Below are 23,741 nucleotides of genomic sequence, written 5' to 3'. Positions count from 1 at the left end.
TCGTGGTTGTTTCGCAGCGATTGCAAACAACAAGTCCGGAATTTGACTCGCCAACGCCGAAATTCAAGCACGAAATAGCTTGATCGCAAACCCGGCGGATTCAGCCGCGCCAGCCAGCTTGGCGTCGGCGGTCACGAATGGCCGGTTTCGCGGACGTTCCTTGCACCAAACGAAAGCGGCTGCAAGTTGAAAGGAATCCAGACTGCGCAACCCGTAATGGCGCGGGATATCGCAAGCCAACTCAAGAACCCGTTCGGCCGGCGAAACGGTGCGCGCCGCGCTCTTCAAGATTTCCCAACGACGCCAAGAGCCGATCGTCTCGCTGCCGTTCAAATCGCCTTCGGCGGCGAGTCGTGCCAAGGCGCTGCTTATTTCAACCGGCGCTCCCCACCAGACCACCAACCGTGGGTGGCTGCGCAAGAAGCGTCGGGATTGCGCGCTGAACTCTTGCGAACAGATCAGAGGCAAAATTGCGCTTGTGTCCCAGAATGCTACCTCAGTCTTCATCTCTTTCTTCAAGAATCGCCTGAACCGCCTTTTTCGCGCTTAGTTTCGGCATTTTTGCCGAAAAAAAAGAGTCCGGAATCGCGTCGATCTCGGGCAATCTCAAAATACCCGCGGCCGCCAACGCCAACTCCTCGGAAGAGAAGTCATCCGCGTTTTGCAGTGGAATTATCTTCGCAAACGGCCGGTTGCGGTCGCTTATCACGATCTCTTCGCCGAGTTTGACGTCGGCAAGGTAACTGCTGAGATTGTTCTTCAATTCAGCAATATTGGCGGTCCTCATAATGTGGCCATTATAGCTACATCCGATAGCGATTACAAGATTTTTTCCGGACCCGCCGGACTGCGTTCTTTCAAATTGTTTCCGTTTTGTTATCTGAGCTCAGCAATTCTTGAAAAACGCCCTGCTGTTCAGCGACGCTTCGATCTCTTTCGCCGCGGGCGTGATTGACAGCCCTCCCAAATTCGTGCAGCGGAGCGTGTGATGGATGCGGTCGCCGACTTCTTTCATCGCGGCGATGACCTCGTCGAGCGGGATCAGATGCGCGTAATCCGAAAGCGCCATATTCGCGCAGGCGACGGCGTTGGTCGCGGCCATCACATTGCGGCCAAGGCACGGTGCCTCGACGCGGTTGCCGATCGGGTCGCAAATCAGCCCGAGCGAATTCTGAAGCGCGAGCGACGCCGCGCCGATCGATTGCGAAAGCGTTCCGCCCGCCAACCCGACGATCGCCGCGGCGGCCATTCCGGCTCCCGAGCCCGTTTCGGCCATACAGCCGCCGACCTCTGCCGCAAACGTCGCGCCCGCGGCGATAAACACGCCGATCAAGCCGGCGGAAAGCATCGCCTTGACGATCTCGTCTTCCGACGCTCCGAGCGAATGCGCGGTCCCGAAAACCGCGCCCGGCAGTGCTCCGCACGATCCGGCGGTCGGCGCGGCGACGATCACGCCCATCGAGCTTTTGACCTCCATCATCGCGGAAACATACATAATGACCGTGTTGTTGGCGTCCCCGCCGACGAGTCTCCGCTGTTCGAGTTTTGTCCGGAGCTGCGTTGATTGGCTGCCGAGAATGCGGTCGTCGTAGCTCGTTCCCTGCAAACCCGACTTGATGGCGTTGTCCATAATTCGGACGATCGCGCGCATCTTTTCGAAAACCTCTTCGTGAGAAATGTTGCCCCGCGCCGCCTCGTAATGTGTTGCGAGTTCCCACAGCGCGAGGTCTTTGCCCTTGTTGTATTCGAACATTTCCGCGCAGCTGATAAATGGAACTTGCAGATCTTTCCGGGCGCGGATGGGCAGGACGGGCTTGATCATTTTGACGGCCACGCCGTTATCAAGCGCCCGCAAGCCTTCGATGATCTCGGGCGACGGGAAGTCCTGAGCCTTGATCTCGATGAACTTCGACGCGCCGCTTCGAATCTCGCATTCGTCAAACGCGAAACGCGAGCCGACGAATTCGGCAACCTTGGCCGCATCGTTCGTGAAAACAAGCGTCTCGAAGTAATCACCCGCAATCGAAACCGAAGCGCCATCGATCTCGGTGACCTCGATCATTCCGCCGCCGGTCGAGATCGCCGTCACGCAATGCGATTCGCTTTCGTTCGAAAGCGTGATCCGGTAGGTGTTGGGATGCGTCGCGACGATTTCGACGATTGAAAAGGCGATGTTGATCCCCGCGTCGGACAGGAATCGCTCGGCATCCGCGAGCCGTTCGTCGTCGGCGTCGAATCCCAAAAAGCCGCCGAACAAACCCATATCCGAGCCCTGTTCGGTATGCGTCGTCGCAAGCGATCCGTTCGGATCGAATTCGACCAGGATGTCGCGAATTTCCCTGCCCATCAGATCACGGCAGATGAGCGCGATCCGAAGCGACGCCGCGCAATGCGAACTCGACGGCCCGCGCATCACCGGGCCGATCGCGTCGTTGAAAATGCTTGGATAGTTTGTCATTGCAGTTCCTTTGAATCCTGGATCTCGCCGCTTCAGCGGTGCCGTGAATTTAGATACGTGGGTTTCAACCCACGGTCCGACGCGATTCGCGTTCGCGTCGCGTCCGCGACGATTGACTTCGGCTGAATCGATCGTCGCTGATGCGACGTGATCAAAAATTGCCTATTTCCGTGGGTTGAAACCCACGGCTTGTATCTTGATTATCAACTGTTTCGCAATTATCTTGGACGCTTGATGATTGCGGGGGAAAGAGAAGTCTTCCCCACGGCTCAGATCTCGAATCTGGAATTTAGATCAGACCTCTTTCCCGTTATTTTGGCGTTCAGCCTAGACCGGACAGTATCCTATGACCGCGAGTCTGTATATGCAAGGATGGTCGGCGGAACGGTGTTTTGAGGTGGTGCCTTTTGATCGAATTTTGATCATGAGGCTGTCTGAAAAGTCCCCTCGGGTTCGGCGATTTTCGGTCTCGGGAGTGTTGTTTGAATTTCGTCGAGTTGCATACGTGGGTTATAATACTAAGTATGATACAGAGAAAAGGAAGAAGGTGGTCTTCAAGCATTACGATCAGAACCAACCGATGTTGTTGCCGCCGAGCCTGGATGATCTGGTGCCCGCGAACCATCCGGTGCGCGTTGTGAACGAAGTGATCGAGCGGATCGACATCGGCGTGCTGAGCTTGGGTACAAAGGCGGCGGAGCGTCGAGCTACCATCCGCGGCTGCTTTTGAAGGTGCTGGTTTACGCGTATCTTCGGAATATCTATTCGTCCCGGAAGATCGAGCAGGCGTTGCAGGAAAACGTGCATTTCATGGCTCGCCGGCAACGCGAGGCCGGACCAAACACGCTGGCGGACTTTCGGTCGAAGCGGCTGAAAGATCATCTTGAGAAGATCTTTTCGCAGGTCGTGCTGCTGCTTGTCGAAGAGGGGGCGGTATCGTTGCGGGAAGTGATACTGGACGGGACGAAGATCGAGGCGAACGCGAACCTACACGTTCCTGGGCAAAGACGGTGGAGCGGAACAAGCAGCGGATAAGGGAACAGTTGCGTGACGTGGGAAGTCGTCGAGCGGGCAGCCAGAAGAGCAGGCGCCGAACGAGCCGGATTTTGAGGCGGTGGACCCGGAAGCGGTGACGCCGTGAGAGCGATCGACGAGGAGTTGCTAAAGCCGAGCCCGGAAGACAAGGCGCGTGCGGAAATTAGGCGAGTTGCCGGGCCAAGGTCCGCAGGAAGAGCGAAGACCCCCCGGACCTGGACGGCGAGACCGCGTACAAGTCCCACGGGCATTTTCTGACCGGGTACACGCTGACACAATCGGCGGGGACACGACCGCCCCACATGTCGGCAAGATGATCAAACGTCGGAACGGAACCCAAGCGGACGGCGGATGCGGCGGCAGTGAAGAGAACTACGCCTTCTGGAGAAACGGGCGATCAAGGCATTTGTGAAGTTTCGGGTCGATTCCGGAAGCCCAAGGGAAGTTCCCACAACTTCCGACGCAGAGACCACTTCCGCGGGCCTGGAGTTCTCGGGATCCAACGACGCAGAAGCCGAAGCAAAACGTCAAAATCTACCGGACCAGCCGGATGTCCGGCGCCATGTTCAAGGGCGGGGGACGGTCGTCGCGCAAGAAGTCTGAGGCCCGCGCCCGGATGCTCAAAGCAAGGCGTCGAACGGAGGAAACAACGGTACGAGGTCAGGCGGATCAACAAAAGGAAAACAAAAATTCAGAAGGTTCTTACTGAGGGGTGGCAAAAGTACAGATTGAGATCGGTGTCGCATCGCACAAACCGCAAAGGCTGGCAACCGTCTGAAAAGGCGAAATGCGCTCGGCGACCGGCCAACTGATGACGGCCCGACTCCCCAAAACAGACAACAAAAAACGGCATCCCGGAGACTTTCTGAGTGACTTTCCAGACAGCCTCAACCAATCCGCTCGGCGGAACAAGACGCGGCCCGTCTCCTCCTTCCCAAACGAGTGGTTCGTCAACATCGGATCCAAGTCGACTGGAAAAAACAAAGCCGGAGCGAGTGCCTCAAGCTTGACCCTCCGGTCGCATTGTGTTTCGTAGTCGGGTTGTGGTGGGCAAGAGCGTCTCAAAGGAGTCGCAAACACCCAAAGGCCAGGTTCCGCCTGCCCTGCGTCGCCAATTTCCTGTACGAGGCCGCCGTCACCCCCGGCCCCTTCAGGGGCCAAGTGTTGCGGACAAGACCGACAAAGTGGACGCGTATGATCGCGGTGCCGGCGAGCCCTTGGAACCTCCTCACCTCAGGTAATCCATTTGCAGGCCCTAGCCGGGGATGACTGTGGACCAACCGCTCCCACAGGCAACGAGCCACATGATCCGCGTTCTCAAAAGGAGATCGCCCCCAGGCCCCTCATCGACAGCGATCCGGACCTCCGGACCCGTTCGCCAAAAAGACCTCGTGTGCTTCTCAGAGTCGTCGACCGCGCTCGGCCAGATCAGGGCCGCCCGACGCCGGCAAAGCAGGATTCCGAGGCAAAAGACCAGGCTCTCGAGTCGCGCCGTCAGGATAAGAAAGGGCTGTACTTTCCGGCGATCGTCGCCATGACCCATAACCCGATAATCACCTGCTCCCGCTTTCCAAACGCGGGAAGAGGAAGATGCAGATCGTGCGCGCCATCAAAGCTGCGCCCGCTTACGGGGTTCTCAAACACCGAACCCCTTTTACGCCAAATCCGGCGTTTTGAGCTTGATATTCAAGACAGTATCTAAAGTCAGATGATCGCTACGCGATCGGGAAAAGATCTGCGGACTTTGATCTTGATCTCGCCGCGTCGGCGGTGCCTTAAATTTAAGCCGTGGGTTTTAACCCACAGTCCGACTCGTTCTCACAAATTATTCAACCAATACTGCTCCATCGTCCGGCGCAGATGCAGGGTCGTGTTCTCGCCTTCGTTTATGCCGTGGGCGCGCATCGGATATGACATCATCGTGAACAGTTTGTTGTGTTTGATCAATTCGTTGACGAGCATTTCGAAGCTCTGATAATGAACGTTGTCGTCGCCCGTCCCGTGGATGATCATCAGTTTTCCCTGCAGATTCTTCGCGAAGTTGATCGGCGAACCGTCGCGATAGCCTTTCGCATTTCCTTCGAGCAATCCCATATATCGCTCCTGATATGTCGCGTCGTAGAGCTTCTGATCCGAAACGAACGATACGGCGATTCCGGTTTTGTAGATCTCGGGATAGCGGAACATACAGTTGAGAGTCATTTGTCCGCCGCCGCTCCAGCCCCAGATTCCGACACGTGACGGATCGAGAAAACTGTGCATTTCAAGGATCTTTTTCGCCGCCTTGCTTTGGTCTTCTGACGCGAGAATTCCGATCTGCCCGTAGATCGATTGCCGCCACTTGTATCCGCGCGGGGTCCGTGTGCCGCGATTGTCGACGCTCACGACGACGTAACCTTTTTGCGCCAGGTATTGATGCCAAAGGCCTTCGCCGCCGTCCCAGTTGTTTTGCACGGTCGTTCCGGCCGGCTCTCCGTAAACATAAAAAAGCAGCGCGTACTTCTTGTTCGGATCGAAATTCGCCGGCTTGATCATATAGGCGTCGAGTTTTTCGTCGCCGATATCGACCTTGAAAAACTCCTTCGGACGAAGCGCGAGCTTGTCGTACTTCGCCTTGAGTTCGCGATTGTCCTCCATCAATTTCGTTTCTTTGTGTTCCGGCAAGCGTACAAGCGCGATCCTGTTCGGATTCGTCGAATTGTTGTAGGTATGGATCGCCCATTTCGCATCGTCCGACATCTGGTACGAATGATGACCCGGCGCGCCGGCGGGCGTCACGCGCTCAGTCCCTCCGACTCCATCCAGACGGCTTCGGTACAAATAGCGCTCGGTGAAACTCTCGGGCGAGGCGATGTAATAGACGTATCCGCCGGCCGGATCGATGCGGTTGATGTTGACGACGTCGAATTCGCCCTTGGTGATCGGCTTGATATCCTTTCCGTCCCGCGAGACGCGGTAAAGATGCATCCAGCCGTCGCGCTCGCTCGTCCAGGTGAAGTATTTCTCGGCATCGAGCCAGCGGATGTTGTCGTGGATATCGAGAAAGCCGACGTTCGTTTCGGTCAGAATATTGTTCAGAGCCAGCGACCCGGCGTTCGCGATCCAGACCTTGTTGGTGTTTTGGAGCCGGTTCAGCTGTTGGATCATCAATTCGTTCGAATTCGGTATGAAATCCATCCGCGCCAGGTAGTTGTTCGCCGGATCGCCGGGAACCGCGAACCATTTCGTCTTGCCGCCCGCCGCCGGGATGACACCGACCTTGACCGCCGAAAGTGTCGTACCGACCTTCGGATAGGGAAGCGGGATCGGTTTCGAATAGATGTCCGAGACGTTGTCGATCAGATAGAAAGTGCCGATATTTTTCGTGTCGGACTGCCAATAGGCGATGGTTTTTCCGTCCGGACTCCAACGGAATCCGTCGCGGCAGTCGAGTTCCTCTTCGTAAACCCAATCGAACGTTCCGTTGATGATGTTTCCGCCGCCGTCTTTGGTGATCTGATTGATCCTGGCAGTCGCGATGTCCTCGATGTATATGTTCTGTTTGCTGACGTAACCGACGCGCGATCCGTCGGGCGAGAATTTCGCGAACATCAGCGTGCTCGCCTCGAGAGATCTTCCAAGCTGCTGAAGGTTTCCGCTTCGCAGGTTCAAAACCCAGTAATCGCCGCGCGTGTTGTATCGCCAAACCTTTTTCGTGTTGGTGAAAACCAGCAACTGCGTGTTGTCTTCGGACCAAATGTAATCATCGATATCAAGCGGTTTTTGGGCGCCGACCGGAGTCAGCGCTTTCGCGGAAACTAGCACCGAGCGCTCGCCCGATTGCGCGTCGTAGCGAACGATCTCGCCGCCGCCCGCGTCCCGATTCATCTCGACCGTCGAATATCCTTTGCTGTCCTTCATCCAGCGCACAGGCCCGAATCCCTTTTGCCGGAAGGCGCGGTTCGAATAGATGTTCTCAAGCGTCAGCGGCGTCTCCTGCGCCGCGACAAACGGCACGCTGAAGGCGATAAGAAGGAAGACGATAATTGCTTCGATTTTCATACTTTTCGATATTTGGAATCTTTAGCGATCTTTCGTTAAACAAACTGCCGCGCGCCAAGTCCTCTGAAGATCGCAACGCCTGAACTCGGAAGGTCCGCAAAACCGTTACGATTGAAATCCAATCACGTATTGGCCGCCCTTCACGGTCGGGATCTCGATGACTCCCGAAGCATTCGGAGTTACGGTTCGCCGTTTGCCGTCGATTGTAACAGTTGCGGGCGATACGGTCTTGAGCCGCAAGACCGATCCGGCCTTTGAACGGATCGTCAACTTCGTGAGCCGCCGATCCATCCACTCGAAATCCAGTACAAATCCGCCGCGCGCGACGACTCCGCGAAATCGGCCGGACTTCCATTCGTCGGGCAGCGCCGGCAGGAGTGTGATCGCATCGCCTTGCGACTGCACCAGCATCTCGGTGATCGCCGCCGTCATACCGAGCGAACCGTCAACCTGAAGCGATTTGCCGCAGAGGGCGAACATCTGCGAACAGCTCTGCTCGTTCAGATAACCCTTGAAGATCTTGTTTGCGCGATTGCCGTCGCCGAGCCGCGCCCAGAGCGCCATCTTCCAGGCCATCGAGAATCCTTTGCCCCCGTCGCCGCGTTCGTTGAGCACGTTCTTGTACGCCGTGATGAACTCCGGCGTGCGTTTGTCCCAGAGCACGCGGCCGGGATAGAGTCCGTAGAGATGCGAAAAGTGACGATGGTTTTTCTCGAGCGATCGCCAGTCGTCGGCCCATTCCTGAAGAGAGCCGTCGGAGCCGATCTGGGGCGGGACAAGCTTCGCGCGCGCGACACGGACCTCGTCGACCAATGCCGAGCGTTTGCCGAGAATCTCGGAAGCCTCGATGTAATAACCAAAAAGATCGTGGAGGATCTGCATATCGATCGACGATCCGGCGCAGATCGTCGTGCCCGGCAGACGGCTTCCCGTAAACTCGTCGAAGTACGGCTTGTTGCCGCCGCCGTCGGGGAAATTCTCGGGCGAGGTCGAGGGATTCGTGACAAGCCACTTGCCGTTCGGATGCTTGACGAGAAAATCCATAAAGAACCGGACCGATCCTTCCATCACCGGATAATTCTCGGCGAGAAACGCAGTGTCCCGCGTGTACTCGTAGTGCTCCCAAAGATGCGTCGTGAGCCAGGCGCCGCCGACCGTAAACGTTCCCCAACTCGGACCGTCCATCGGAGCCGCGACGCGCCAGATGTCGGTGTTTTGATGAACGACCCAGCCGCCTGCGCCGTAATGCTCGCGCGCGACCTGCGATCCCTGATCGGTCAGTTCGCTGATCATTTTGTAAAACGGTTTGCCGAGTTCGGCGAGATTGGCCGAATCGACGGCCCAGTAATTCATCTGCGCGTTGATGTTCGTCGTGTATTTTGAATCCCACGCCGGATTCATATCATCGTTCCAGATGCCCTGAAGATTCGCCGGCTGCGTTCCGGGCCGCGACGATGAGATCAGCAGATAACGGCCGAAATTATACGCCAGCGCCGCAAGACTCGGATCCGGCGCGGTCTGATTTTCAACTTTTCGCTGATCGGTCGGGAGATACGAATTGTCCGTCGCCGGAAGGCTGAGCGAAGCGCGATCATACAAACCCTTGTAGTCGGCAATCGCCGCTTTTCGAACGGATTCGTACGTCCGATCTTTCAATGATGCCAGATAGCTTTCGACGCGAAGATGCGCATCGGCGCTGACATCGCGGTAATTGACGAAATTGGTCGCGGCGACAAAGTACAGCGTCACCGAGTTTGCGTTTTTGACCCGAAGATCGACGCCGTTCGTTTTGATGGTTCCGCCGTCCGGAATCACCTTGAGCCGTCCCTCGTAGCGCAGTTTGCCGGCAACGCCGAGATAATCCGCCGATTTTCCCGTCACCGCCAGTCCGTCGCCGCCGACCGCGTCCATTCTGAAATAATCGGTTCCGTAATTCGAATGCGCCTGATTGCGTACGCCGCGAAGATTCGCGGTAAACGAAATGCTTCCGGGGCGGTCGGCGGTAAGACGGACGGCGATCACTTGATCGGGCGCGGACGCGATCACCTCGCGCTCGTATCGAACGCCGCCGGCCGAATACGTCGTCCGAGCTGCGCCGGTCTCCAAATCGAGCGAACGCTCATATTCGGCCACTGATTTTCCGTGATCAAAGAATAAATGAAGATTCGCGAGGCTTTGATACTTTTGCTGCTCGATCGGATAACCCATCAGATTGCGGCCGAAAAGGTTGTGCGCCTCGAGATACTGTTCGGCGAAGACGAGTCGCTGGATCTCGGGCAATGCCGTGTAGCCGCCTTTGACGACCGTCGAATACGGTCCGCCCGACCAGTATGTGTCTTCGTTCAGTTGGATCCGCTCTTCGTCCCCGCCGCCGAACACCATCCCGCCGAGCCTGCCGTTTCCGACCGGCAATGCCTCGTCCCACTTCGCCGCGGGTTTTGAAAACCAAATGTAATTCGAGGGGTCGAACTTTCGCTCGGTGCCGTGCGATTCGGTCGCGCTGATCTGCGAAAGCGAGATCGCCACTAACAACAAACTGAAAACAATGAGCCGACCGATTTTCATAGTATTCGATCTCAGGAGCTGAAAAACCGCAAATGTCGGAAGCTGTTAGATTTATAAGTCAAACTTCGGATTTAATCAACGACGGGCGCGCCTGCGTTCTCCCAAGCCGTTTCTCACACGAAGTCCGCCAAGATCACGACGAAGGTTCGCAAAAAGTGCGTATCCTTGTTGATCGTGGTTCGGAGCTTTCGGATCCATTCTCATTGCTTCCGCCGAGCAACGTCACCGAAGTCGATTCAACCTGAATCACGCAATAGGAAATGTTCCCCCGCTAAACACGCCAAAATACCCGAAACTGATCTTCCGACCGCGAATTGGACTGGAAAACCGTGAATTGGCAAATTTCGCACAACCTAGGCGATAAACGATCTCGCCACAATGACTTACAACTCCAAGGCCGTTTAGATCGGGTGTGGCTGGGCGGGTCACATCGAGAAGAGAGTTTCGCGTTTTTCGCGTCATTTCGCGGGCAGATTTCCTTTTCCGTAATTCGGATTGAATCCACGAACGGGCAAATGAAAAAATCCGGATTTCGCTTTCTATCATTACCGCTCGGCGACGAGCGTTTCCTCGATCAGCTTTCCCGACCAACGCTTGCGGATCTCGATCCGTTTTGCCGGCGCGGCCGCGTCGAGAAGGCCGCCGACGGTCGATGTGAAAAAGCTGACGTCGGCGCCGCGCTTGAACCTGGCGAAAACCTCGTCGAAGGCGACGTTTCGCAGGCCGAGATTGATGACCGTAAGCTCGGAGAAATCGCCGTCCCCGATGGCGGTCTCGGAACTGCCCGCGAGTTCGAATCCGTTCGTCACGATCAGATTCGGGCCCTCGATACGGTAACGCGGACCGGCGCCGAGGAACGGCAGGTCGAGGACGCGCCATCCGTTTTCGGAGCGCCATTCGAAGGCGCCGGTCGTGACCGATCTTTCGCGCCCGAAGCGGTTGGCGACGAATTTCTCGAAAGCCGTCCGGTCGAATCGGTTCGTCTCGGAAAGCGTGACGATCGCGGCACGGTCCGTCTCAAAAAAGAGCGGAGATTCAAGCATCCGCGGCCGCGAAAAGCTCAACACGGAACGCGCCTTGCCGACGATCGCCGACGGCGTAGTTTCGGTCACCGTCTCGATTTTCGCGGCGGTCTCTACGTCTTCCTCATCGACCGCCATTTCGTACTTGTCACCATAGATCGCCCCGCCGGATTTTGTCGGCGCCGAATCGCCTGACCGGGGCGGATCGCGATCGAAAAGAGTCTTCGCGATCACCCGGTCGACCACCGCGGCGTCCGCCGATTCGATGGTGTAAAACGGCGCGTCGGCCGGCACGAAACGCAAAGCCGCCCTGATCGATCTTGAATCGATGTTCTTCGATTTCTCCGATCCATCGGTCAGAAGGACGCGACGCTCGGACACCGATCGCTCGTCGATCCCGAGATCGAACAACCCTGCACGGATATCGCCGAGTTCATTCCGATCGGACATCAGCCAGTAATGCTTGAAATAGTAGTCGGAGTTTAGCGCCGCCTGATCGACCCAAACGGATGCAAGGCGCGGCTTCATCTCCGACGCGAGTTCCCTGAACGAAGGCTCGTCGGCAAGCGCCGTCGCGCCGCGCTTGCCGGCGACGTTCGCAAGCGTCTGTTCGATCAGTTTGTCGCTGGTTGCGACGACGAGCCGGCCCCGCGCGTGCGTGAAGATCAATTGCTGTGACCGGCGGCCGGAATCGGCCATAACTTTGGCGCGAAATAGCTTGGTGCCGTCAGGGAGTTTCTCCTCGGTGAACTTGCCGCGGTTGACGGCGAAGGCCGTCGCTTCGAACACGCTGTCCGACATCGGCGCGACAAAAACAAAGTCGAGTTTTCCGATATCGTACAGCGCGAATGCCGCGCGTTTGTCGGCGAACGTCGAGAGCGTTCCGACGTCGAACCCGAAACCCGCCGCGTCGCTGAACTCTTTGATCCGCGCTTTGAGTTTGATTCCGAGATGACTCTTTGAGAAATCGGAGAACGTTGTGCTGCCTGAAAATTTTTGGAACTGATCCGAATTACCGACAAACTTGATGAATTCGGGCAGATTCTCGACCTGAACATAAACCAGTGCGGCACGCGGGACGTCCGATGCGGGTTCGAAACCGTTCGGCCGCCGCGCACCGGCGGCCGCGAGCGCGATGAGCGCAATTGAAAGCAGCAAAATCGAGATCCTGATCTTCATTGTTTTGTTGTCCTGTCAGAGTCGATCACGAGATCGGTCGCAGGTCCCGGCCGGGCCGCGCGTGACTTTTCAAGCGCCGCGATGCGGTCGGCGCGGCCGCCGTCCTTGCGTGCGCGTTCGAATTCCAGCGCCCGATCGAAATCGCCGATCGATTCGGCCGCCGCCGAGAGCACGTCGAGCAACTCGTCCGATTTTGCTCCGGCGAGCGACTTTGCGAGCTCAAGCGCTGCGAACGGCATCGATTCGCGGCCATAGGCCTTAACGAGTTCCGGCCGGGCGTCGGCGACGGCGTTCGGATCGGCAAGAAGCGAATTGATGAATCGGTCTTTCCGCGTCCCGCTTGCGAAAACGCCTTGATAGAACTGCGAGAATGCGTCGTACGAAATGTCCGGAAGCTGTTCGCCGAAGCCGGCCCGCTCAAGTTCGGAACGAGCTTGCCATCGAATCGAACGGGTCGTCTCGAAGCTGTCGACGACCCCGATCAGCAGTCGCATCGCGGTCGCTTTGTCGCTCTTGACGATCGACTTTGCGTACGCGACGCGGTCGGCCGGGCTCGCATCCGGACTCTCGGCGAGGAGTTTTCGAAAAACGGCAGCCGCCCGGGCATCGCCGAGGTTGTCGCCGGTTTCGGCGGCTATGCGCAGGCGCACCGCGTGATCGGTCGGGAATTCGGACGCGTTGGAATATCGGGTCGGATCGGGAAGTCGCGACTTCACGGCCTCAAGCCCGGCGATCTCGCGCGCGGCTTGCTCGGGCCCATCGCCGGCAATCTCCGCCATCAGCTCGATCACCCGCTTCGCGCCGTCGCGGTCCTTCATCGCCGTCGCGAGGCCGACGAAATTCGCGGCGTCGTAAATGCCGAGCGCGAGACGCCGCGCATAGAACGATTCGGCGAGCCGCGGTTCGAGATCTTTTACGAGATTGAATCGTTCAAGATCGGGCGGTTGGATATCGATCACGGCGTCCGGCACGTCGATCCCGACGAATCGTTCGGCCGCGGCGAGGACGTCGACACCGTTCCGGGCGTCGATCCGGAGCCGCATCGCGCGCATCCAGACGGGCCGCGGATATTTTCCGTCGATCCACGTTTCCGCCTCGGACAGGAGCGGCTCGGCGTCTTTGAACCCGCCGCGCCCGACCATCGAATCGAGCAGGTCGCGCGTCGTGACGAACTTTTGCGAATCGGGATCATCGACCTTGAATCCGTTCTCGTGGTCGAAGACCGCCTCGGCCGCGGATCGGTCGCGGAACGCTCGCCGGTAGATCTCTTCGTAATCGAAATCGTAAATGCGCGGATCGCGCTCGGAGCGGATGATGATCGCGAGGAACGGTTCGCGCCGCGCGCCTTTGACGCGATCGGCGATCACCTCGGCGATGTCGCCAGCGCGTCGAGACGAACCGCAAATGTCGAGGAAATATCGGGCGAGCGCGTCTTCGTCATCGAACGAATCGGCGAGCGATTCGATCAATGAGCGAAACTCGTCCGAGGATTCGGCTTGGGCGGCGACGACCGGCGCGAGCAGTTTGCGCGCCTCGTCGGCGAGCCCGAATCCGGAAAGCGTTCCGATCAGTTTCGCATCGTCTCCAAGATTCTTGCGAGCGACGATCTCGTTCCATTTCGCGAGCGCTTCGGTGCGGTTGCCGAGTTTCCACTGCGCCGCGCCGACGGCCGCAACAAGTTCGGCGTCGGCGACCGCCGAGTTGTCGATCTCGATCGCGAGCCTGAACCTTTCGAGAGCGGCGGCGAAGTCGTTTTTCTTCATAAAAAACACTCCGAGCCGCTGCTGTTCGGCGGAACTTGAGGGAAGTCCCTCGGTCATCGCGGACAGGAATGTCCGCGCCTTTTGATCGCCCTGCGAGAAACGCCAGCGGCCGAAATCGGAGGCGATCCGGAACCAGTCCTCGCCGGTCGGAAGTTCGTCGGCATCGGTCTTCAACGCGATCATTCGGCCGATTGGGGCGAATCTCAGCGCGGCATCGAAGTACCCGGACGCGCGATCTCCTTTTTCACTCAGCGCATAGACGATCTGCGCGTGACGGGCGATCTTCCAGCCGTTGTCGAACTTCGCCGCATCGACCGCGCGATGTGCCTCGTCGGCCATTCCGCGGCGAACGAAGAAGTTGATGAGCGCGAACGGATGCTTTGACTCGGAAGAAGCGAGCGAGCCGAGCGCCGCGGAATCGGTTTTCAGCAACAATTCAAAATAGCGATCGAAAAGCTCGGCGTTCTCGGCGGGCTGCTCATAGATTTCGCGGAGCGCGGCGAGTTCCTTTGCGCGGTCGCCGACCAGTCTCGCCGATGCGGCGCGCGTCTTGGCGTCGGCCCCAAACCTTGCGGCCGCGTCCGATGCCTTCTGGTACGCGCCACGCTTCTGATAGAAATCGAGAAGTTTCGAAAGATTCGATTTTGGGTCGGCCTCGGCCTCGGCGATCAGCAGCGCCTCTTCGATGTCGCCGAAACCGCAGCGGCGGCTCATATCGCGAACGATCGAAATGGCTTTCGCCCGTTCTTCGCCGGTCAATTTGGCATCGGGCCGCGCGCGCAGATCATCGTGGAGCGCGGCCAATTCGGCGTCGGTTGCGGATGTTGCCGCGATCGCCCCGACCGTCTCGACCAACGCCGTTTCGATGATCGATTGCCGGCGGCGCGCCTCGAGCGCGCGGTTCGTGTCCGAGACGCCGGCGAGTGCGGCGAGTTTGGTCCGCAGATCCCACAATTGCAGATTGATGTCGGCGAGCGAGACCTCACCGCGAACGGCATCGGCATAGGCCCGAAGATCCGCCGCCTTCGGATCGCCCGAAAGCGGATCCAAACGGAGTTCCTCGAACGCTTTGCGATAGATCTCTCTCGCTTTTTCACGATCCTCGCGCGCAACCCGCCGGGCGGCGTCAAACTTGTCTTTGTCTTTCGACGGATCGGATTCCGCCGGCAGTTTGGCACGCACCGCATCGATCTCGGCAGTTCGGCCCGCGAGTTTCAGAACCTCGATCTTGCGGCGCAAGACAGATGGTTCGTCATTGGTCAGTTCGAGCGCCTTGTCAATGCGCGTCAGCGCCGCTCCGTAGTTCTTCCGGGCTATTTCGATCCCGGCCGCAGCAAGCTGCAATTCGTGCATCGCGGGCTGATTGACGATCGCCTTGTCATATTCCGCGATCGCCCCGTTTTGATCGCCCGCCGCGGCGCGAAGCCGGGCGAGGACGACATTCCAACGGTAGTTCTTAAAGCTCTCCGCCGAGAGTCTTTCATAATAAGCGAGCAATCGCGCGCCTCCGCCGCGGCGCGTCGTGTACTTGATCGCGCTTTCGGTAAGTTCTTCGTCGGACGGTTCGCGATTGATCAGTTCGATGTATTGATCGATCGCCGAATCGAAATCTTCGAGCCGTGTGAAGGCGTCGATCATACGCGTCCGGAGATCCGCGACGCGAGCGTCCAGCAGCGGTTTGTTCGTCGTTTTCGCCCGCAGCGCCTTCAACGTTTCGTCGAACGCGCGACGCAGCCCTTCGACGTCTTTGGCGCGGATCGCGGTCTGTATGAGAGCTTCAAAAACGCCCGTATTTCCCGGATCCTCGGTATGCAGCCGAGTGATCTCGGCGGCGGCCAGATCGGGTCGTCCGCCCGCTGCCAACGTGTCGGCGAGCTTCTTGGCGAGTGCCGGTTTGTAGCGCCCGCGGCTTTTCGCGAGCGCTTCGCGAAGGATCGACGACGCCTCGTCGGCAAAGCCTGCGCGACGCAGGAAATCGGACGCTTGAACGATCGCGCCGTAGTTCGTCGGATTATCGCGGACGATCGCGATCGCCTCGTCGCGCGCTTCCGTTTTGCGCTCTTCGTCGGACAGGCTCTCGGCGATGGCGATGCGGTTTTCGATTCGCCGTCGCGCGCTCTTCGTCGTCGCGGAAATGCGCCGGAGGATCGCCCGGGTGCCTTCGCCCCGGCCGCGGCCCTTGAAGAAACTGAGCGCATCGGCGAGAAGATCGGCGTCGTCTGTGCGGTTCGCGCCGGAAACGATCAGCCGTTCGGCCTCGTCGGCGCGTCCGGCGTCGTCGAGGAACTGGCCGTAGGCGATCGCCAGCCGGTCACCGCCGAGTTTCTTGCTGACGTCTTGATATGCGGCGTCGAATTCTTCAACGGAACGGCTCTTTTTGGCGAGATAAGCGAGATGCTCGCGCGAACGATAGCCTTTGTCCGGATCGTTGAGCGCGGCGACGAACTCGCGCAGGGAACCCTGCCGGTCGCCGAGCGATTCACGGATCGAGCCGGCCTCGAAAGCAAACATCGTCTTGTCCTTGAAAGCGGCGCGCGTTTGTTCGATCGTGTTGAGCGCGTCATTGTATTGGTAGTAATCCCACATAACGCTCGCCGTGTCGAGATACGCGTTCGCCTCGCCCGAGGCCGTTTTGATGATCAGCTGCCATTCGGCATTGGCCTCTTTGTATCTGCCGGTCTCGGCGAAGATCTCGCCGGCGATCGTACGATATTCGGCGTTGTCAAACGAGCGATCCGCACGACCGCGAGCGAGCGTCGCCGCCTGCCCGAGCGTCGACCTGTCGCGTTGCCCGAATGAACGCGTGAGTTCGATCAGGCGATCATTGAATTCCGGGGTCGCAGGGTAGAGCCGGTCTAGTTTCGCGTAGGAAACGGCGGCGGATTCGAAATCCGACAGGCGCGAGGCCGCCTCGGCGCGGAAAAGCTCGGCGATTTCGGAGCCGTCGGATGCAATCCGTCCGAGCGCGCCGCGCAGTTCGCCGCGCTTCGCGAGATCATCGAGGAACTGGTTTCGGATCGACGCCGATTCGAAAAAACTCTCGGCCGCCAGGCGTCGCCATTCTTCCTCGTTCTTAAGCGTCCGGTTGATCCGCATCAGTCCCTCGACGATCGCCGTATTGCGCGGAAATCTCTCGTGCGCCGTTTTGTAGAGGCTCAGCGCGAGGCTCGGGCCGATATCGTAGGTGCTCGCGAGCGTCAGGAAAGTCGTCGCCTCCGATTCGTTCAGACGGCCCGCGAGATCGGACGCAAGATCGGCGAATTCGTCCTTCCGTTTTTGCCGGATGAGGAACCGCGCGAACTTGTCCTGCCACGTTCGCGTTTGAAATCTTGCCAGCGCCGCGCGGTAGGTCGCGAGCTGATCGTCGGTAAGTCCGGCCGTTTCGAGCCACGTAAGACGGCGCTCGTAGAGCCATTGTTCATCCGGGTATTTGCCGATCTCGTTCGCGTACAGCCCAATGATCTCCGCCGTTTTCCGCTCACGCGAGTACGATGCGATGATTCGGTCGAGGGCCTCGGCGTAGGTCACCGGCGCCTCATCGCGGTCGAAGAAATCCTTGATCTCGCCCTTATCGGTTCCGTCCTTCGGGATGTCGATCCCCGAATTGCGGTTCGACGGCTGGGCCTCAGGCGTCAACGGTCTGTTTTGCGCTCCGAAGTGGTCGAGAATGCGTTGGAGAGTCGCGCGCTCATTCGCCGGATCATTCTTCGCGGCGTACGCATCGGCGAGTTTGATGGCCGCGAGCGGGAAGTTCTCGGATCTTTCGTGGTTGGCGGCGAACTCGGCGAGAAGCGATCCGGCAACCTCGGCCTCACCCTTCGCGGCGTAGAGTCTGATCAGGTCGAGATACATCTGCGCGAGATGCGTCGACGCCGGATTCTCTTGCCTGAATGCGAGAAAGACGCGGTAGGCGGCGGCCCGATTGAAGTCGGACGCGATTTTGGACTCGAGGCCGTCGAGTTGATCTCCGGGCTTGGTATCGGCGAAAAGCAACGACAAAATCCCGGTCAGGATTCCGGGGTCGGTGTCGGCGCGCGCCACGTCCGAATAAAATCTGAGATCGCCTCTTGCGAGCGGGATACGTTTCGATCCGGCGTCGGCGAACATCTCAAAGAGCTGATACAGCACTTGCCCGCGTTTCGCCGAGCCGATCTTGAAATCGTCGCGGAGCACGAGCGTGTAAAGAAATCGCGAAGCGTCGCGGGCGTTGTTTTCGCGAATCAACATCCGGGTGACGGTCACGAGTTCGTCGGTCGTCCACGCAGTCTTGGCGGCTTCAAGCCGCTTCGAGATCGACTCAAAGGTATCGCTGTCGAGGCGGAAATCATAGTTGCAGAAATGAGCATACCGGATGGCCGCGTCAAAGTTCGACGGCTCTTTCCTGAAGCGTTCGCGGAGGCCGCGGCCATACGCGCGGAGCCGGTCGCGTTCGCTGAGAAAGTCATAGAACTCGCGCGACAGATCCGCGTCCCAAAAGGGGTCGAACGAGTCCAGGTAAACCTTCTCGGCCTCGTCGTCGCGGCCGAGGCCACGGAGTGTTTCGATCTCTTTCTTGAGCAACGCGTGATCGTCGTCGTCGAACGCGGCGCGCGCGCCTCGGATCAACTCAAGCGAGCGTTCCGGGTCGTATTCGTTCTCGATCAGTTTTTCGAAAACGGCGTAGCTGCCGGCGTTGTTCGCGGCGACGCGTGCGAGATACTCTTTCGAGAGGAACTGGCGGAGGCCGTGGCGGCGCGCCACTGAAAGGAGATTCCCGAGCGCCACGGGACGTTCGCCCTCATCGCCGCTTTCGACCCGCTTCGCCCACACCTCGGCCTGCTTGTCGAACATACCGCGCCGCGCATAGAAATCGCCGAGAAGCGATGTCTTGTCGGGTCGGACGTTCGCGAGGCGTGTCAGAAGATCTTCGGCGACCGTTTGATCGCCGAGGCGTTCGGCGATCACCGCCGTCTTTTCGAGATATTTGGGATCGTCGCCGATCTCGGTCCGAAGACGCTGAAGATTGGCGAACGCCTCGGCCGCCGGCAGCGGCACGATCGCGTCGGCGCCGAAGAACCGCTGACGTTTATACATCGCCTGCTCAAGCAGCGGATCGACCTCGACGGCGCCGACACGGACACGATCCGCGAAGAAGGCCGAGATCGCGGCCGCGGTAAGGATGACGATCAAAACACGGAACTTCATAATCCTGTCACCTCGATCGAGATATCCTCGGTTGTCTGGTTATGCGCAAAGTCCGCGGCCGAGACCGACAGCGTGTAACGTCCCGGCGCGAGCGATTCGCCGATTTTCAGCAGTCCGACATTCGCCTTTTTCTCGTTCGACCAGAACAGACGCACCGGTTCGGAACCGAAAAGACGCGCCGTGAGTCGCGCGGTATCGCGATCCGACCGGACGCGGACCTCGACCGTTTCGCCGGCACGATAGGCGCGGTTTTCGATGTCGATCTTGACCTTTGGCGCACGGCTGTCGATGACGAACGATTTCGACTCTTCGTAGGCGTTCCCGTTGCGGTCGGTCAGTATCAACCGGCATTTGTACGTGCCGTCGGTCATCCATTCCGGCGCCAAAAATCGCGTTTCCCAGAGCTTTTCGGTCGTGTCGAATTCGAGCCGCAGCGTCTCGCCGAATGGCAGAACGGCGGTCACGCCGGTAATCGATTCGTCGGTCCGAACGCGGATCACGGGGTCGCCGGGCTGGATCAGGCGCGGCCGAAGAAGCGCGCGCGGCGCGGCGAGGAAGGCCGTATAGGGCGTCACGATCTTGTATTTTTCCGAGAGCGAGATAATCTCGTTGATCAGCTCCTCGCTCTCGCCGTTCTCGTTTATCACCCGGAGCAGCGCATTGATCCGGGCCTGCGCCCAGAGCCGCGGCAAAAATCCGTGCGATTCGTCGAGTTCGGGAAGATCCAGCGTCCGTTCGAGCGCGATTCCGTTGCCGGTCGTCAACCGGAAGATCTGCGGTTGCGGCCGGCGATAACGGCCGACGAACCTGACGTCCGCGCCGAAAAACGAGCCGGGCGAGGATTCATACACGTCGTAAAGGTTCTGGTCCTCCTGAAGCGCGACATCGGTCACGCGAGGAGCGCCGATGCGGGCGAAGAACGACGCGAGTTTCACCGCGATATCCTCGGTCTCTCGCGCCGATTCGACCATTCCGCTCGAATTCGCCGCGAGCGTTTCGAGCAATTCCGTGTTCGCACTCTCGCCGAGCGCGAAGGCGGAAAATCGAAATGGCGAGTCTTTGAATATCCCGGCGATCTCCTTTTGTTTCGCCGTTTCGCGCGTCGGATTGGCATCCGTGATCATCACGATCTCGACTGCTCCCCCGCCAAACTTATTCGCTTCGTCGCGGGCGGACCGCACGGCCTTCGCAAGGTTCGTGCCACCGCCGAGAGTCGCCGCCTTGACGAACTTAAGCGCGGATTCGACCGAATCGGGTGTCGCTGCGACCGGCTTTCGGCCGAAAGCCGTCGTCTCGTCATTGAACAGCATCAAGCTGAACTGATCTTCCGGGCGAAGCGAATGGAGAAAGAAGTCGAGCGCTTCGACACCTTGGCGGATCTTCTCGCCGTACATCGAAAGCGACGTGTCGAGCGCGACGACGAGCCTTTTCGGAGGCCGCGGGGTTTGGGGGCGCTTGGCGAAGATCGCCTGCGCCTGGAAGTAGCCATTGGCGTTCGTCTGCGCCGAGCGCGGATCGCGCAGGTCGAAGGCCGTGATTCGCTCCGGAGCGCGATACGCGACGACGCCCAGTTCGTCCGCGCCGACCTCGGTCCGGTAACCGAATTCGAAGTCGTTTGAGAGTTCAAAGTTTTCAGCCCCAAACTCGCCGGTAAACTCGTTTGCCGAAACCGTGTTCAGCGTCAGCGGAAACGCGCCGCCGCCAGCGGATTCCGGGGCGATCGGGTGCGCGCTCGCAACGTGGACGCGGAGACTGAAAGACCTGACCGACTGGCTTTCGCCGGCGTTTGGCTTGAGCGGGATCGTGATCCGCGAAACGAGGTCGTTGACCGAGAGGTCTTCCGTATATTCAAGTTCCAGCCGTTTCGTTCCGAAAGCGTCGATCGGAAAGATCTTCGCCCGAAATCCGCTTTCGGCATCTTCATCATCGGTCGTCTGCAGAATTCCCGGATCGATCTGCTGATTCTTGATCGATTCGTAGAGCGCGTTCGCGCGGCGTTTTTCGAGCATCACGCCCGGGATCCGCTGGGTGTTCTCCCAAACGGCGAAGTCCGAAACCGCCGCCGCGCCGGGCAACGCAAAAACATACTGTCCTTCGAGCGTGTTCTTGGTCTTGTTTTCGAAGATCTGAACGATCCGGACGGTCGCGCGGTTGTTGTCGATGGCGACGTCGACATCCATTTTCGCAAGCGCGAGAATCGTCGCATCGGGACGGTCGGCATCGCCCGGGATCAGTACGCCCGACTGGGCAAAGTCGCCGATGGCGAGACTGGCGATCAGGAAAAGGCTTGTAACAAAACGTTTCATAACGATTCGAAAAACTTTGAACGAATCCGCGCGATGCCGCTTGCGGTACCGACGACGACGCCATCAACAGAGACGCAGACGCTCATAACCGTCTGCGATGGCAGGACGTCGGCGACAATTCTCCACTCCTGCGTTTCAAGATCGAGAACGCGCAAACCGTCGAGCGTTCCGGCGAACAACCTCCGACCGTCCGTCGCAAGCGCGTTCGGATTGACGACGAACTTGCCGGTTTCCGCGCGAAATGATCGGATTTCGCCCGACGGCAGAAGTTCGAAAAGTCCGCCGCCGTAGGTTCCGATGAAGATCCGGCCGCGAACCTCGGCAAGCGCGGTGACCCAATTCGTGTCGAGATTCGAGTTTGAGTCTTTGTAGATGCGCGCGACGCGGCCATCGATGATCTCCGCGAGTCCGCCGAGCGTCCCGACATAAGTCTTCAAGCCTGATTCGAGCGTTGCGTAGGTTGAGTTCGACGGCAATCCGTTCTGGGCCGAGAGAAGTTTGAATTTGCCTTTCTCGCGATGCACGAGTCCCTTTGAAGTTGCGATGAAATCGCTTGAAAAATGCGTCACCGATCGGTTTGCAAGCGTCTCGTCGCCGACCGCCTGCGATGGCTGGAATCCGGAGTCGAACTCGATCAGTCCTTTCGACGTCGCGGCTCGAACGGTCGATCCTGCGTTGATGAAATTGACCTCGCGCACGTCCGGAGTTTCGATGTGAGAGAGTTTGCGGCCTTCGCCGCTGAAGACGTCGATTCCTTGCCGGAAGGTTCCGATCCAAAGCACGTCGTTGTGATCGACCGCGACGGCCGAAACGAAGTTGTTTGAAAGCGAGTTGGTCTCGCCGGCGTCAAACGCCTTGAACTGTATCCCTTCGAGGATCGCGACGCCGTTGTCGGATATTGCGAAAATCGATTCGCCGACTTCGGCAAAGCGCGCGTTTCTCGTCGCGCCGGGAAGCCTCGCGATCTCGTTCGCGTTCCGTTCGGCCGAGTATATTCCGCCGTTTTCGGTCGACAAAAGAATCTGGTCTCCGCGGACAACGGCCGAAGTGACATTTGCCAGTTGCGTCGTTGCCGTGAAGCGATCGCCGCTGAGCGCCGCAATTCCAAGATCGGTTGCGGCGTAAACAATTCCTTTGTGAGCAAAAGCCGCGACGACGCGATTCGACGGAAGCCCTTCGGCGTTGGTGAAATGGCTCCACTTCGCGCCTTCCCGAACCCAGACTCCGTCGGCAAACGTCGCGACGATAAGTCTCGAGTCACCGCCGCTGATCGCCGTTACTCCCTTGATGCGGGTCTCGTTCGGCGTTACCTCGTAGAACTTCGCGCCGTCAAACGAGATCAGACCGCCGTCGAACGTTCCGATCAGCAATTCACCGGGTGTCGCGAGAAAGGCGTTGATCGATTGCGCCTTGCGATCGGTAAACCGATAGAGCGCAAACGAATCGCCGTCGAACGTGACGACGCCCTTCGAGCGCGTCCCGATAAAAAGCACGTCGCGAAAAACGCCAAGCGCGACAAGGTCGCTTTCGGGCAGTCCGTCAAGGACCGAGTATCGCCGCCTGAGCGTTCCGTCGTCGCCGAACTCGGCGAGTCCGCCGCTCGTCGCCGCGAAGACCGAACCGCGGAACGCGGCGAGTGCGCGTGTTTCGGCGATCGTTTGGATGATGGCGACGTCTTCGGTCAGGTGAGGCGTCAGGCCGGTCAGTTCAAAGGCGACCTCGTTCTTGTGTTTTGTCCGCGCGGATTCTTCACTCAGGGAATCACCGACGAGCTTCCGGGTGTGCAGAACCCAGTAAACACCGAGGCAAACGACGGCGGCGACGGCGACGAGAAGGGCGGATTTTCTGATCGATAGGGCCATTCGTTTCGATTATGGACCGCTGCCGAGCGGATCGACCGAATTCAAACTACGGCGGGGCTTCGTGGATTTCCACAGTTACCCGCCTGATCAGGCGAAACACGTTTTCGCCGCAATCGGTTCGGCATCCCTTGAACGATCCGATGGATCCGCATTTGCACAGCTGGCTCAAAATCGTGTTTTTCATCACGATCGTTCCCGACTTCAAAGCGACAGTCGCTTGTCGCGCCGCCGGAACTCAAGCGCGGTCGAAAGGCAAACGTTTCGGTCTGAAATTTCAGTCGATTCGATCCCTTCGGATGCCCCGACCTGTGCGTTCGGGACACGAT

Annotated in this window: 11 protein-coding genes; 2 read left to right on the top strand and 9 right to left on the bottom strand. The window is 58.8% G+C overall.

Features of this window, described 5'->3' with window-relative positions:
• Positions 1-63 precede the first annotated feature (63 nt).
• The 3 genes from IPN69_23750 to IPN69_23740 all read right to left on the bottom strand — a co-directional run bounded on the left by IPN69_23750 (position 64) and on the right by IPN69_23740 (position 2,458).
• The gene (locus IPN69_23750; GenBank protein MBK8813725.1) at positions 64-507 is read right to left on the bottom strand and encodes a type II toxin-antitoxin system VapC family toxin; all 444 of its coding nucleotides are present in this window, start codon (positions 505-507) and stop codon (positions 64-66) included.
• Positions 497-787 (bottom strand): type II toxin-antitoxin system prevent-host-death family antitoxin, encoded by a 291-nt coding sequence (locus IPN69_23745; GenBank protein ID MBK8813724.1) that lies wholly within the window; start codon positions 785-787, stop codon positions 497-499. The genes IPN69_23750 and IPN69_23745 overlap by 11 nt, the downstream gene beginning before the upstream one ends.
• 99 nt (positions 788-886) lie before the next feature.
• Positions 887-2,458, bottom strand: coding sequence for an L-serine ammonia-lyase, iron-sulfur-dependent, subunit alpha (locus IPN69_23740; GenBank protein MBK8813723.1), 1,572 nt, complete (start codon positions 2,456-2,458; stop codon positions 887-889).
• 346 nt (positions 2,459-2,804) lie between these two features.
• Here IPN69_23740 and IPN69_23735 point away from each other — a divergent pair, with 346 nt between their 5' ends.
• On the top strand, positions 2,805-3,188 hold the full coding sequence (locus tag IPN69_23735; GenBank protein MBK8813722.1) for a hypothetical protein: 384 nt from the start codon (positions 2,805-2,807) through the stop codon (positions 3,186-3,188).
• Positions 3,185-3,493 carry a transposase gene (locus tag IPN69_23730; protein ID MBK8813721.1) on the top strand — a complete coding sequence of 103 codons (309 nt, stop codon included), beginning with the start codon at positions 3,185-3,187 and terminating at the stop codon, positions 3,491-3,493. Before IPN69_23735 ends, IPN69_23730 begins: the two co-directional genes overlap by 4 nt.
• 1,818 nt (positions 3,494-5,311) lie before the next feature.
• On the opposite strand, the gene IPN69_23725 is transcribed toward IPN69_23730, so the two are convergent.
• The 6 genes from IPN69_23725 to IPN69_23700 form a co-directional block, all read right to left on the bottom strand.
• Positions 5,312-7,534, bottom strand: a complete 2,223-nt coding sequence (locus IPN69_23725) for a S9 family peptidase (GenBank protein MBK8813720.1) — start codon at positions 7,532-7,534, stop codon at positions 5,312-5,314.
• A gap of 105 nt (positions 7,535-7,639) precedes the next feature.
• Positions 7,640-10,099, bottom strand: coding sequence for a glycoside hydrolase family 95 protein (locus tag IPN69_23720; protein MBK8813719.1), 2,460 nt, complete (start codon positions 10,097-10,099; stop codon positions 7,640-7,642).
• 545 nt (positions 10,100-10,644) lie between these two features.
• Complete coding sequence (locus IPN69_23715) at positions 10,645-12,300, bottom strand: hypothetical protein (protein MBK8813718.1); 1,656 nt, start codon at positions 12,298-12,300, stop codon at positions 10,645-10,647.
• Positions 12,297-19,247 carry a hypothetical protein gene (locus IPN69_23710; GenBank protein ID MBK8813717.1) on the bottom strand — a complete coding sequence of 2,317 codons (6,951 nt, stop codon included), beginning with the start codon at positions 19,245-19,247 and terminating at the stop codon, positions 12,297-12,299. The genes IPN69_23715 and IPN69_23710 overlap by 4 nt, the downstream gene beginning before the upstream one ends.
• Positions 19,244-21,553 (bottom strand): VWA domain-containing protein, encoded by a 2,310-nt coding sequence (locus tag IPN69_23705; GenBank protein ID MBK8813716.1) that lies wholly within the window; start codon positions 21,551-21,553, stop codon positions 19,244-19,246. Before IPN69_23705 ends, IPN69_23710 begins: the two co-directional genes overlap by 4 nt.
• Complete coding sequence (locus tag IPN69_23700) at positions 21,550-23,415, bottom strand: hypothetical protein (GenBank protein MBK8813715.1); 1,866 nt, start codon at positions 23,413-23,415, stop codon at positions 21,550-21,552. Before IPN69_23700 ends, IPN69_23705 begins: the two co-directional genes overlap by 4 nt.
• Between the last annotated feature and the right edge of the window lie 326 nt (positions 23,416-23,741).

It is taken from the genome of Acidobacteriota bacterium (assembly GCA_016715115.1).
Classification (GTDB): domain Bacteria; phylum Acidobacteriota; class Blastocatellia; order Pyrinomonadales; family Pyrinomonadaceae; genus JAFDVJ01.
The sequence above is the reverse complement of the archived record's forward strand: the minus strand, read 5'-3'. Positions and strand labels throughout refer to the sequence as shown.